The following is a 301-nucleotide window of genomic DNA, read 5'->3' on the forward strand; positions in this document are numbered from 1 at the left end:
TTTTTTTCGGCAGGCCATAAGTGCGGCCAACATCGCAGCGAATGTCGCCTTTTGGGCGATAGCGGTCATCAGTTTGGCTGATCCTTTAGCGCCCGCCACAGGGTCGATCGGCTAACGCCGAGCAGGGTCGCCATGCTCGCGGTAGTTTCGCGATCAGCGGCGATCTCGTCCCTGGCTTTGCGAAGTTGCGCACCGGTCAAGGCGCGAGGCCGACCCAGGCGACGCCCCCGCGTACGGGCGGAGGTCATGCCGGCGCGGGTGCGCTCCACGATCAAGGCGCGCTCGAACTCAGCCAATGCTC

General features: G+C 64.5%; 1 pseudogene. It reads right to left on the reverse strand.

Annotated elements, in window-relative coordinates:
- Positions 1 to 68: 68 nt before the first annotated feature.
- A pseudogene (locus IFT54_RS20205) lies at positions 69 to 301 on the reverse strand (recombinase family protein); the annotation flags it as partial.

Source organism: Sphingomonas sp. CFBP 13714 (genome assembly GCF_014842205.1).
GTDB lineage: Bacteria > Pseudomonadota > Alphaproteobacteria > Sphingomonadales > Sphingomonadaceae > Sphingomonas > Sphingomonas aerolata.